Origin of the sequence: Solibacillus sp. FSL K6-1523, from assembly GCF_038005225.1 — a bacterium.
Lineage (GTDB): Bacteria > Bacillota > Bacilli > Bacillales_A > Planococcaceae > Solibacillus.
In genome coordinates this window covers 2,204,258-2,216,685 of record NZ_JBBOSU010000001.1, presented here as the reverse complement: position 1 = coordinate 2,216,685, position 12,428 = coordinate 2,204,258, and the positions used below count along the sequence as shown (strand labels likewise).

General features: G+C 38.3%; 15 protein-coding genes, 1 pseudogene and 1 other annotated feature. Of the genes and pseudogenes, 15 read left to right on the top strand and 1 reads right to left on the bottom strand.

What is annotated here, in order from left to right:
• The first annotated feature begins 171 nt into the window (after nucleotides 1-171).
• The 15 genes and pseudogenes from MHI10_RS10545 (at nucleotide 172) to MHI10_RS10475 (ending at nucleotide 11,966) form a co-directional block, all read left to right on the top strand.
• Nucleotides 172-1,185 (top strand): hypothetical protein, encoded by a 1,014-nt coding sequence (locus MHI10_RS10545; protein ID WP_340785277.1) that lies wholly within the window; start codon nucleotides 172-174, stop codon nucleotides 1,183-1,185.
• Nucleotides 1,186-1,384: 199 nt separating this feature from the next.
• Nucleotides 1,385-1,601, top strand: a binding site (T-box leader).
• 243 nt (nucleotides 1,602-1,844) lie between these two features.
• A pseudogene (gene argS, locus MHI10_RS10540) lies at nucleotides 1,845-3,518 on the top strand (arginine--tRNA ligase).
• 35 nt (nucleotides 3,519-3,553) lie between these two features.
• Nucleotides 3,554-4,078, top strand: a complete 525-nt coding sequence (locus MHI10_RS10535) for a GNAT family N-acetyltransferase (RefSeq protein ID WP_340785276.1) — start codon at nucleotides 3,554-3,556, stop codon at nucleotides 4,076-4,078.
• 487 nt (nucleotides 4,079-4,565) lie between these two features.
• Nucleotides 4,566-4,826, top strand: a complete 261-nt coding sequence (locus MHI10_RS10530; RefSeq protein ID WP_340785274.1) for a metal-sensitive transcriptional regulator — start codon at nucleotides 4,566-4,568, stop codon at nucleotides 4,824-4,826.
• 55 nt (nucleotides 4,827-4,881) lie between these two features.
• On the top strand, nucleotides 4,882-5,358 hold the full coding sequence (locus MHI10_RS10525; protein WP_340785272.1) for a DsrE/DsrF/DrsH-like family protein: 477 nt from the start codon (nucleotides 4,882-4,884) through the stop codon (nucleotides 5,356-5,358).
• A 10-nt stretch (nucleotides 5,359-5,368) separates the two neighbouring features.
• Nucleotides 5,369-5,710 carry a rhodanese-like domain-containing protein gene (locus MHI10_RS10520; RefSeq protein WP_340785270.1) on the top strand — a complete coding sequence of 114 codons (342 nt, stop codon included), beginning with the start codon at nucleotides 5,369-5,371 and terminating at the stop codon, nucleotides 5,708-5,710.
• A gap of 13 nt (nucleotides 5,711-5,723) precedes the next feature.
• Nucleotides 5,724-6,020: a rhodanese-like domain-containing protein gene (locus MHI10_RS10515; protein WP_340785269.1), complete on the top strand. Its 297-nt coding sequence runs from the start codon at nucleotides 5,724-5,726 to the stop codon at nucleotides 6,018-6,020.
• A gap of 90 nt (nucleotides 6,021-6,110) precedes the next feature.
• The gene (locus MHI10_RS10510) at nucleotides 6,111-6,674 is read left to right on the top strand and encodes a sulfurtransferase TusA family protein (protein ID WP_340785267.1); all 564 of its coding nucleotides are present in this window, start codon (nucleotides 6,111-6,113) and stop codon (nucleotides 6,672-6,674) included.
• A 25-nt stretch (nucleotides 6,675-6,699) separates the two neighbouring features.
• Nucleotides 6,700-7,095 (top strand): DsrE/DsrF/DrsH-like family protein, encoded by a 396-nt coding sequence (locus MHI10_RS10505; RefSeq protein WP_340785266.1) that lies wholly within the window; start codon nucleotides 6,700-6,702, stop codon nucleotides 7,093-7,095.
• A gap of 148 nt (nucleotides 7,096-7,243) precedes the next feature.
• Nucleotides 7,244-8,371 (top strand): MBL fold metallo-hydrolase, encoded by a 1,128-nt coding sequence (locus tag MHI10_RS10500; protein ID WP_340785265.1) that lies wholly within the window; start codon nucleotides 7,244-7,246, stop codon nucleotides 8,369-8,371.
• 265 nt (nucleotides 8,372-8,636) lie between these two features.
• Complete coding sequence (locus tag MHI10_RS10495; RefSeq protein WP_340785264.1) at nucleotides 8,637-8,864, top strand: sulfurtransferase TusA family protein; 228 nt, start codon at nucleotides 8,637-8,639, stop codon at nucleotides 8,862-8,864.
• A gap of 80 nt (nucleotides 8,865-8,944) precedes the next feature.
• On the top strand, nucleotides 8,945-9,730 hold the full coding sequence (locus MHI10_RS10490; RefSeq protein WP_340785263.1) for a sulfite exporter TauE/SafE family protein: 786 nt from the start codon (nucleotides 8,945-8,947) through the stop codon (nucleotides 9,728-9,730).
• 300 nt (nucleotides 9,731-10,030) lie between these two features.
• Nucleotides 10,031-10,480: a nucleoside deaminase gene (locus tag MHI10_RS10485; RefSeq protein WP_340785260.1), complete on the top strand. Its 450-nt coding sequence runs from the start codon at nucleotides 10,031-10,033 to the stop codon at nucleotides 10,478-10,480.
• A 117-nt stretch (nucleotides 10,481-10,597) separates the two neighbouring features.
• Nucleotides 10,598-11,092, top strand: a complete 495-nt coding sequence (locus MHI10_RS10480; RefSeq protein WP_340785258.1) for an RNA polymerase sigma factor — start codon at nucleotides 10,598-10,600, stop codon at nucleotides 11,090-11,092.
• A gap of 1 nt (nucleotide 11,093) precedes the next feature.
• A complete protein-coding gene (locus MHI10_RS10475; protein ID WP_340785257.1) occupies nucleotides 11,094-11,966 on the top strand; it encodes a DUF3298 domain-containing protein in 873 nt (290 codons plus the stop codon).
• Between the two features lie 55 nt (nucleotides 11,967-12,021).
• On the opposite strand, the gene MHI10_RS10470 is transcribed toward MHI10_RS10475, so the two are convergent.
• Complete coding sequence (locus MHI10_RS10470) at nucleotides 12,022-12,405, bottom strand: VOC family protein (RefSeq protein WP_340785256.1); 384 nt, start codon at nucleotides 12,403-12,405, stop codon at nucleotides 12,022-12,024.
• Between the last annotated feature and the right edge of the window lie 23 nt (nucleotides 12,406-12,428).

Here is a 12,428-nt window from a genome sequence, read left to right as displayed (position 1 = left end):
TATTTTTAAATTGCCAAATAGAAATTTTCACAAAGATATTTAAATGAAAACGCCAATTTGAAATTAAATTTCCAATCAAATAGTTAGTTTTAACGATTTTTCAACTCAATTCGAACATTGTTACTTCCATCAAAATTGGCTATGCTCATAAAAATGAAAGGGGGCTATTGATTGATAGCATCGCAAGTGTTGGAAAAGCAAGCTCGTTACACGAAGTCACAGTTGAACCAGGATGATTTGTGGAAAAAAGTTATTGCGGATTTGTTTGAAGATTTTTTGTTGTTCTTTTTACCAGAATTTCATGCGGAAGTCGATTTTTCGAAGCCCATCGATTTTTTGCAACAGGAGCTTTTCAAAGAGATTATTGAGGAACGAAAAGGGCGCAAAATGGCCGATCAAATTGCGAAAGTGATATTGAAAAATGGGGAAGAACAGTGGGTGCTTGTGCATACTGAAGTGCAAACGGATGATGACGAGGATTTTCCGCAGCGAATGTTTGAATATTATTACCGCATTTTTGATCGTTATGATAAGAAAATTGTAGCCATCGCGCTGTTTACGAAGCCAAGTAGGAAGAGTTCAAACGAGTACAAATATGTGTATTTCGGCACGGAAGTATCATATACTTTTAATAAATACGTCATTGCAGATTTTGACGTGGAAGAGTTAAAAGAATCACCGAAGCTATTTAGTAAAGCATTACTAGCTTCCATCTATATGAATCGCTCGAATAAGAAGATGAGTTTAAGAAGGGCGTATAAGCGGGCTTTACTACGTGAATTATTAATATTAAAGGATGTTAATCGTACGGAAATAACCGCCATATTTTATTTTGTAGACTATTTATTAAAGTTGCCAAAGGAAATGTTGGACCAGTTACAACAAGAAATACGAGCAGAAATACGAGAGGAGGATGAAATGATGTTGGAGTCATTTAAAGGAGATTTACCGCCAACATTAGCGGGGATTTTGGAGATGGAACGGCAAGAGGGGATCGAGTTGGGAATAGAAAAAGGAATAGAGCAAGGAATAGAAATTGGGAGAGAACAAGAAAGGGAAAAGGTAGTATGGCAAATGATTGTCAGTTTAATTGAAAATGGGGTTACAGATATGGTAATTGCACACGCGGCTAAACGGCCAATTGAGCAGGTGCAGGCTATTCGTAATGAAATGGAGTCAAAGTAATGGTGCCCGAGGAGTAAACTAAGGGTTTCATTGTTATCTAAAAACAAGTCGCCCTATATTCAATAATTTCCGTATGTAGGTCTGTTAATTTTGACTCCATTATGAAGTGATTTCATTCTGCTTTAATAAAAAACTGAATTTTAAAAATGCACTTGCTTTTTAAAATCCACTTGTGTAGAATAAGTTCTAATTTAATCTAATAAATTCGATGAAAAAGAAAAGTAATCTATCTGGAATGTCCAGCGAGTTAGGGGTGGTGTGAGCCTAATATTGAAAAGATGGACGAAACGCACTTTGGAGAAATTTCTTGAAATGTAGTAGAGAAAATCGGGGAGACACCTCGTTAACAATAGAAAGCGGTCACTTTTGTGGCAACTAGAGTGGTACCACGGGAATCCAAGCTTCTCGTCTCTTTTATTTAGAGACGAGGAGCTTTTTTAACTTGATTCAGCAAATCTGCTTCACTTCTATAAGTAGGGATGAATCAAGTTAAGCCCCGGCGGATGTCACAGATTTTTAAGGGTTTTAAAGAGGAAGTTAGCCTAAATACGTCACATCGTGTGACAATGGCTGACTGACCCACGTCCTGTGGGCCCGAGCTCGAAAAAATCTGGACGCAATTACGCCGAGGCGTAATTGATTTTGGGGAGGGAAATAACATGAAAACAAAATTAGCACAGGTGATTGCGGCAGCGCTACAAGGTAGCTTGACGATTGAAGAAGTGGAAGTATTACTTGAAATACCAAAGCATGCGCAGTTAGGTGATATAGCGTTTCCTTGTTTTACTTTAGCGAAAAAATATAAAAAATCACCGCAAATGATTGCGATTGAATTAGCTGAAAAAATCCAAGGGTCTTTCATTCAAGAAGTGCGTGTAGAAAATGCCTATATTAATGTGTTTTTCAATCAATTACAAATTGCACCGGACATTGTTACACAAGTACTAGCACAGCAAAGTTTATACGGTACGAAAGAAAAGAATGGTCAAACAGTAGCACTCGATTTTTCATCACCGAATATTGCGAAGCCATTCTCAATGGGTCATTTGCGTTCAACAGTAATTGGTCATGCACTTGCGAATATCGCGGAAAAGCAAGGCTATGAAACCGTTCGCATAAACCATATAGGAGACTGGGGCACGCAATTTGGGAAGCTGATTGTAGCGTATAAATTATGGGGCAATAAAAAAGCAATCGAACAAAATCCAATTACAGAATTGCTAAAAATCTATGTAAAATTCCATGATGAAGCAGAGCAAAATGAGGCGCTAAATGAACAAGCGTGACAGGCATTTAAGGCACTAGAAGATGGAAATATAGAAGCAACTTCGTTATGGAAGTGGTTCCGTGATGCGTCATTAAGTGAATTTAATGCAATTTATTCGATGCTTGGTGTACACTTTGATTCTTATAACGGGGAGGCATTTTATAATGATAAAATGCAACCTGTCGTCGAGGAATTAACAGCGAAAGGCTTACTTGAACAATCGGATGGCGCGATGGTTGTACAATTGGAAAATATGCCACCTTCGTTAATTATGAAAAAAGATGGAGCGACATTGTATGCGACACGTGATTTAGCGGCAGCGATTTATCGTTATAATACGTATCAACCAGAAAAAGTATTTTATGTCGTGGGCAATGAACAATCGCTACATTTCAAACAATTATTTGCAGTGTTACAAAAAATGGGTCATATATGGGCAGCGAATTATGAACATATTCCATTTGGCATGATGTTAAAAGACGGCAAGAAAATGTCGACACGTAAAGGAAAAGTCGTACTGCTTGCGGATGTGTTACGCGAAACGATTGAAGCAGCGATGAATATTATTGAAGTGAAAAATCCACAGTTGCCAAATAAGGTTCAAGTTGCGAATGAAGTCGGTATTGGCGCAGTAATCTTTAATGATTTAAAAAATGACCGAATGAATGATATCGAATTTTCGATAGATAAAATGGTCACATTTGAAGGGGAAACGGGTCCATATGTTCAATATACGAATGCACGAATCCAAACACTCCTTAGCAAAGGGCATTTTGAACAGGACTCCGAGCCGATTTTGCATATTGACAAGGAAGCGTGGGAAATTATTAAGCTTTTAGGCACATTCCCAGCAGTTATTGAAATGGCTTTCATACAAGCAAGCCCAGCGGTACTAGCGAAGTTTAGTTTAGCTTTATCAAGAAGTTTCAATAAATATTATGCTAACACGAAATTTTTAACGAATGATTTACCGGAAAAAGATCGTTTGAAAATCGCGTATGCTGTTTCGATTCTCTTGGAAGAAATCTTACGATTGTTAGGAATTAAAGCGCCGAAAAAATTATAGTTACCGTTCGTAAAAAAAAGGGGGAAATTAATAAAATGACTATCAAAATAGAGAAGTGTACCGTGGAAGATTTACTCGAACTTCAAGCAATTAGTCAAGAAACGTTTCAAGAAACATTTAAAGATCAAAATTCAACCGATAATATGAACGTCTATTTGGAAAGAGCATTTAACTTCAAACAATTAGAAAAAGAATTATCCAATCCTTCTTCGCGATTCTTTTTTGTTTATTTTAATAACGAAATAGCGGGATATTTGAAAGTAAACATGGATAAGGCTCAGTCTGAAGAAATGGGCGATGAATTACTTGAAATTGAAAGGATTTATATTAAGAGTAAGTTTCAAAAACATGGACTTGGTAAGTGTCTTCTTAATAAAGCAGTGGAAACAGCGTTGGAATGTAAGAAAACGAAAATCTGGCTTGGTGTATGGGAAAAAAATGAAAATGCGATTGCTTTTTATAAGAAAAAGGGATTTGTTCAAACGGGAGCGCATTCTTTTTATATGGGGGACGAAGAACAAGTGGACTATATAATGACCAAAACACTCGATGGTTTATGATTAAAATAAAGGAACTCCTGCATTTGGTTATTTTTCAGATGCAGGTCTTTTCATTTCATCCGGTTAAAAGTTTCTCCTTTTTTCCTGTAGTAACTAGCCAAACTTTTCCCTAAACTAGCCATTAATCAGTTAAAACTAGCCACTTTTTAAGCGTTACTCGCCAGAACACATTGAAAACTAGCCAAATTAATGCAGTATCTAGCCAAAGCACGTTTTACTCGCCAAATTTCTTCTTTAACTAGCCAATATTCATACCCCTGAAAAGATTCCGATGTACTTCATCCTAAACAAACGTACAATTTCAATTTATAAAGCCACCGTAACGACCGTATATACGATAAGACTGCGCAAATTTATTTACAAGAACAGATTCCGGTGTTGACCACTTAAAAAGAATAAAAACTTTGTTGTTGACATTATACCTGTAGGGGTATAATATAAGTCGTGTAAGCAAGAGCGATACGCTTTTGAAGAAAGGGTGAGAGCAGTGCAATACGATCCAAAAGTTTCTCATCGCTTAAAAAGAATTGAAGGACAGCTTCGTGGGGTACTTCGTATGATGGAAGAACAACAAGATTGTAAGGAAGTCATTACTCAGCTTAGTGCCATTCGTTCAGGTGTTGATCGGACAATCGGCGTCATTGTGACAAACAATTTAATGGATTGTGTCGTCAATGCGGAAGGGGACGAGGCACAGCTAAATACAGTCGTCCAACAAGCGATGGATTTAGTCATTAAAAGTCGATAACTACGGCTATATATTTTTGAAATTTTATATACCTATACGGGTACAGGAGGTTACAATGGAGAAGAAAAGAACAACCATCGTTTTATTCAGTGGAGATTATGATAAGGCGATGGCCGCGTACATTATTGCGAACGGTGCAGCAGCCTATGATCATGAAGTAACAATCTTCCATACATTCTGGGGGATTAATGCATTACGTAAACAAGAGCCAGTAACTGTGAAAAAAGGCTTCCTTGAAAAAATGTTTGCGAAAATGATGCCACAAGGTGCGGAAAAATTAGGTTTATCGAAAATGCAAATGTTGGGCATGGGTCCTAAAATGATTAAGCACGTAATGAAAAAGCATAATGCACTCACATTAACGCAGCTGGTCGAAATGGCGCAGGAGCAAGATATTAAACTTGTAACATGTACGATGACAATGGATTTACTTGGTCTTCAAGAGGAAGAATTACTTGATAATATCGAATATGCAGGGGTTGCCGCGTATTTAGCTGATGCCGAACAAGGTACGGTTAACTTATTCATTTAAGGAGGAAACGATGGAAACACTTATTATTATTGTACTAGTTGTGGCATTTCTTGTTTGGCGAATGAAACCAGCGAAAGGAACGAAAGCCATTTCTACGAGCGAACTGAAAACCATTTTAAATGATAAAGATAAATTTTTCCTTGATGTGCGTACACCTGCTGAATTTAAAGGGCGTAACATTAAACAATTTAAAAATATGCCATTAGGTTCAGATTTTTCGAAGGTGCCAAAAGATAAGGAAATCGTGGTCATTTGTCAAAGTGGCATGCGCTCAAGTCAAGCATGTAAACAGTTAAAAAAATTAGGCTATGAAAAAGTAACGAATGTCCGTGGTGGCATGAGCTCTTTTTAAGGAGGAAATGAAAATGAAATCAATCACAACAAAAGAACTACAGCAGCGTTTAGAAGCGGGCGAACAAATCAACTTAATCGACGTTCGTGAAGTAGGTGAGGTACAAGAAGGGCATATCGCTGGTATCGTCAATATTCCACTTGGCTTATTAGAATTCCGAATGCACGAGCTAGACAAAAACAAAGCATATGTAATGGTTTGTCGTTCTGGAGGTCGCAGTGGTCAAGCAACAGCGTTTTTAGATGCGCAAGGTTTTGATGTAACAAATATGACAGGTGGCATGCTTGATTGGGTGGGAGAAGTAAAATAATTTTCGGGTAAGTAATATCCAGGTGCATACGTCATCTGGATTCAATTTTAAATAAAATTATACCCCTAGAGGTAATGAGGAGGAACTAGAATGGCAATTAAAGCAGATGTGCAATTAGATGCAAAGGGTTTAGCTTGTCCGATGCCAATCGTTCGCACGAAAAAGGCAATGAATGATTTAACAGAAGGACAGGTTTTAGAAGTATTCGCAACAGATAAAGGCTCAAAAGCGGATTTAGCTGCATGGTCGAAAACAGTTGGTCATCAATATATCGGTACAACGGAAGAAGGCGATGTGCTTATTCACTACATTCGTAAATGCAATCCTGACACGAGTGAAGCTGTAGAAAAAACATTCGAACAAACCATTTCAAATGAAGAAATCATGGGGGAAAATAGAGTTGTTCTAGATGTTCGTGAAGCTGCTGAATATGCATTTGGCCACGTACCAGGTGCCATTTCAATGCCAATCGGTGAGTTGGAAGCACGCATGAAGGAACTCGACATGGATCACGAAATTTATGTCATTTGCCGTACAGGTACACGTTCGGATATGGCCGCGCAAACTTTATCAAACGCTGGCTATACAAAGGTTTATAATGTGTTACCAGGTATGACGGGTTGGACTGGCGAATTAGAAACATCTATCAAATAATATGTATTTATCGGAGGAATTGATTATGTCAAACAAAGTAGCAATTATCGCATCAAACGGTGGATTATTCGATGCATATAAAGTATTCAACATCGCAACAGCGGCGGCAGCAACAGATAAGGAAGTACAAATCTTCTTTACATTTGAAGGGTTAAATTTAATTCATAAACAAGCAATGCACGCACTTGAAATGCCAGCTGGTAAAGAGCATTTTGCACAAGGTTTTGCAGATGCCAACGTACCATCGATTCCGCAATTAGTTGAAATGGCGCAAGAGTTAGGCGTAAAATTTATCGCATGCCAAATGACGATGGACGTAATGGGCTTAACAACAGCAGACTTCGTGGATAATATTGAAGTGGGCGGTGCCGTAACATTCCTAGAATTCGCGAAAGACGCAGCACCAACTTTAACATTCTAAAAACGTGCAGTGAGTGATGCATTCCTCACTGCAATATCTTAATAGCAGTGAGGAGATTATTCCTCGCTGCAATCTCTTAATAGCAGTGTGGAAATTATTCCTCACTGCAAAAAAATCCAAATAATAATACCTATGGGGGTAATTAGTTTTGACAGTAAATAAATGGAATGCTGCTAATGTAGCGCGTAAAGTAATTGACAATAAAGAACTTTTCATTCTAGATGTGCGTAATGCAGATAGCTTTGAAGACTGGAAAATCGACGGGCATCAATTTGACTATTTAAATGTACCTTACTTTGATTTATTAGACGGCGTAGAAGAAATTTTGCCTAAAATTCCGACAAATAAAGACGTTTTAGTCGTTTGTGCGAAGGAAGGTTCGTCTATCATGATCGCTGAAATGTTATCAGAGGCTGGTCGTGAAGTAGCGTATTTAGAAGGCGGTATGAAATCTTGGTCGATGTACCTAGAGCCGATTAAAGTAGGCGATCTTCAAAACGGAGGCGAACTATATCAATTCGTGCGCTTAGGAAAAGGCTGTCTTTCTTACATGATCATATCTGAAGGAGAAGCGGCACTAATCGATGCAGTCCGTTTCACAGAAGTATTTACGAAATTTGCGGAAGAGAAAAACGTGAAAATTACACATGTATTTGATACACATTTACATGCAGATCATATTTCTGGCGGTCGTCACATTGCAGCGGCAACAGGTGCAACATATTACTTACCTGAAAAAGATGCAGCTGAAGTCGTGTTTGACTATGCAAAATTAGAAGATGGTTTAACTGTACAGATTGGTGCTTCGAAAATTGATGTAGGTGCACTTTATTCGCCAGGTCATACGATTGGTTCAACTTCATTCGTTGTAGATAGCAAGTATTTATTAACAGGTGATATTTTATTTATCGATTCAATCGGTCGTCCAGACTTAGCAGGCTTAGCAGAGGACTGGGTTGGTGATTTACGCGAAACATTATACAAACGTTACCGTGCACTAGCGGAAGATTTAATCGTACTACCAGCACACTTCATGATTATTGAAGAGTTAAATGAAGATGGTACTGTCTCAAAACGTTTAGGTGACTTATTTGCAGAAAACCATGGTTTAAATGTGGAGGATGAGGCGACATTCCGTTCAATGGTAACGGATAACTTACCACCTCAACCGAATGCGTACCAAGAAATTCGTCATGTCAATATGGGGAAAATTACGCCATCTGATGAAGAGCAAACGGAAATGGAGATTGGACCGAATCGTTGCGCTGTGCGCTAACGTTTCAGTCCAATCTTAGAGGAACAAAAGCTAAGTTGAAATGTTACACCTATGCATGCCTTACGCTCAAAAGACATGCAACTAACAAGGGAACAAAGGCTAAATAAAGGAGCAAAGGCTAAAGTTGTCACGTCCTGTGACAACGCCTTTGTAATCAACGTCGTGTTGACCTCCGTCCTGTGACAACGCCTTCGTGACCAACATCGTGTTGACTTAGATAGAAAATCGCTTACAAAAACAATTAAAACGAAAAGAGGAATTTATAATGAATATTACACAAACTTTAGATGCAAAAGGCTTTGCTTGCCCAATGCCAATCGTCCGTACGAAAAAAACGATTGATACGATGAACTCAGGTGACATTTTAGAAGTATTAGTAACGGATAAAGGCGCAATCAATGACTTTGCTGCTTGGTCAAAAGCGGGTAGTCATACAATTTTAGAACAAAAAGAAGAAGATGGAGTTATTTACTTCTACATCCAAAAAGCATAGAAAAGAATAGCGGGTAGCTTAATCTACTCGCTATTTTTTGCTAGAAATCGTTCATTTAATATAGAAAGAAGGAAAAGCAAATGGATTTCTCCATTATGTATATAGTAGTTATTTTCGCCATCGGTTTTGTCGGTTCATTTGTATCGGGGATGTTAGGTGTTGGGGGTTCCATCATTAAATATCCGATGCTGTTATACATTCCACCGCTATTCGGACTGGCGGCATTTACGGCTCACGAAGTATCAGGAATTAGCGCGGTGCAAGTACTTTTCGCATCGGCGGCAGGGGTATGGGCTTACCGTAAAGGCGGTTTATTAAATAAACAGCTCATCCTTTATATGGGGGGCGCCATTTTAATCGGTAGCTTTATCGGGAGTTACGGATCAGGATTTTTATCCGAAGAAGCAGTGAATATCGTTTATGGTACGCTGGCATTAATCGCGGCTATCATGATGTTTGTACCGAAAAAACAACTAGATGATAAGCCATTTAATGAAGTAACGTTTAATAAACCACTCGCAGCTGGCTTAGCGCTTATTGTCGGTATGGGTTCGGGCATTGTCGGGGCAGCGGGCGGATTTTTACTCGTACCGATCATGCTTACTGTATTAAAAATCCCGACGCGTATGACCATTGCCACAAGTTTAGCTGTTACATTTATTTCGTCTATTGGTGGCAGTATCGGAAAATTGATGACGGGGCAAGTGGAATATTGGCCAGCATTTATTATGATTATTGCGAGTATTTTAGCCGCTCCACTCGGTGCAAAAATGGGGAAAACAATGAATACAAAAGTGCTGCAAATCTTTTTAGCAATCCTCATTGCCGCAACCGCGCTTAAAATTTGGGTTGATATTTTAACTTAATTTAGCAGAAGTCCGCTAACTTTATAAGTGAAGGATGAATGCCAAAAAGGCACTTCTATTCAGTGGGGGGTTAAAATCCGGCTGAATTGGGGAACAAAGGCTAAACCCGTCACGTCCTGTGACAACGCCTTTGTGATCAACATCCTGTTGACCCAAGCCCTGGCGGATGTCACAGATTTTGAAAAGGAGTTTTTCGAGCAAAATCGAAAAAAATCTGGACGCAATTACGCCGAGGCGTAATTGATTGTACAGTCCACAATTTGGTATGATAGCCCTATGATAGGTAGGGAGGCAACGAAAATGAATCAATTTATGGAACGAGCGGTGCAACTAGCCATCGCCAATGTGCAGGAAGGCGGTCAACCGTTTGGCGCAGTACTCGTAAAGGATGATCAAATCATAGCGGAAGGTGTAAATGAGCTGCATATTGTCCATGATATAAGTGGACATGCCGAATTATTAGCGATTCGTCGTGCACAACAGCAATTACAAACGAGCGATTTATCTGGATTTACGATGTATGCGAGCGGGGAACCGTGTGCGATGTGCTTAAGCGCCATGTATTTTGCAAATATAAAAGATATTTTTTATGGCGAATCCGTAGAGCAAGCAACAAAAGTGGGATTAGATAAATCGAAATTTATTTACAATGAATTAAAAAAAGACCGAGATGAACGAACTGTTTCAATAAAACAAATGCCATTAGAAAACGAACAACAAAGCCCGATGCAGTTATGGGGAAATAAATAAGCAATAGACAAAGTACTATTAATTCAAGAAATTAATAGTATTTTTGTTTTCCGTAAACTTTTTCCTCCCCCCGGACCGTCTTATAAGTGTCGACAAATAAAAGAGAGGATTTTTGACATGGATGTGAATTTAGAACAATTGTTCATCGATTTCGTACGGGACAACAAAAAACCACTTTACTTATTCGCTTATAGCTATGTAAAAAATGAACAGGATGCACTTGATATTATCCAAGATAGTATTCAAAAAGCGTGGCAATCCCTTCATAAAGTAGAAAAAATAGCGCAATTGAAAAGTTGGTTTTATCAAATTGTTGCGCGTACGGCGATTGATTTTTTACGTAAAATGAAACGCATACAAGTGATGGATGAAGAAGAAATTAGCTATGTATCGCCACAACAACAGGATACATATGAAGATGTGGACTTAGAAAATGCGATGGATCAACTACCATATCCTTTAAAAGAAGTTATTATTTTAAGATTCTTTGAGGATTTGAAATTAGAAGATGTAGCCACTATTTTAAATATCCCATTAAGTACAGCAAAATCGAGACTTTATAAGGCATTAAAATTATTAAAAATTGAGTTAAGTGTGGAAGGGAGCAAGTAAAATGGATGACAAATTAAAAAAGATGAAAAAGCAATATGAGGATGTACAAATTCCAAAAGAGTTAGATGAGGTCATTGAAAACAGTTTAAAACGCAAGCCGAAAAAACGTAATAAAGTGAGCTGGTGGCTTGGGTCTGCAGCTGCGGCGAGCATGATTTTTGTGGGAGGTCTTAATGCAAGCCCAGCTATGGCAAGAAGCTTAGCCCAAATTCCAGTGCTTTCTGCTGTTGTTGAAGTATTAACTTTTACTGAATACGAAGTGAAAGACGGCAATTATGAGGCCAATATTAAAGTGCCTCAAATTACAGGTGATTCCGACGCGATACAATCATTAAATGCCCAATTTGAGGCAGAAGGGAAAGCGTTATATGAGCAATTTACAAAAGATACGGAAGGCATGGATGGAGGCCATCTAGGAGTGGATAGTGGCTATATCGTTAAAACCGATACTGATCAGTTGCTGTCGATGGGGCGCTATGTTGTTGAAATCGTTGGATCGTCGTCAACGGTTATGCAATATACAACTGTTGATAAAGAGAAACAAATCGTTTTAACGTTACCAAGCCTATTTAAAGATGCAAGCTATGTCCCAGTTATTAGCGAATACATTCAGCAGCAAATGCGTGATGAAATGGTCGCGACAAATGGGGATTCTACGTATTGGGTAGGTGGAACGGATAAAGTTGAAGAGGATCTGTTCGAACTATTTGAAACAATTTCAAATGAACAAAACTTCTACATTACAGAGCAAGGGAAATTAGTCATTGCCTTTGATAAATATGAAGTAGCACCAGGGTATATGGGACTTGTGGAATTTGAAATACCAACTGAATTGATTCAAGATAAGCTTATGAGTAACGTTTATATTCGTTAAAGAAAGGGAAAAAGGGATGCAAAGTTATTGAAACTGCATCCCTTTTTTATATTCGTTATTTCTGTATGATTTGAATAAGGTTGCCACATGTATCATCGAGGACAGCTATTGTGAAATCGCCCATTTTTGTTGGCTTCATCGTAAACTTTACGCCGCAATCACTTAATCGTTTGTACTCATTTTGAATATCTTCAACCCCAAACATTGTTGCTGGGATACCTTGAGCTACTAAACTCGTTTGATAATTTTTTGCGGTCGGATTGTCATTAGGTTCAAGGACAAGCTCGATGCCGTTTGGATTTTCAGAAGAAACGACTGTAATCCATCTGAATTTTCCACTTGGAACGTCATGCTTTTTTACAAATCCAAGCGTTTCTGTATAAAATTTTAGTGCCTTTTCTTGATCTTCCACGAATAAACTCGTAACAATGATTTTCATACTATTTAACCTCTTTCATCTTT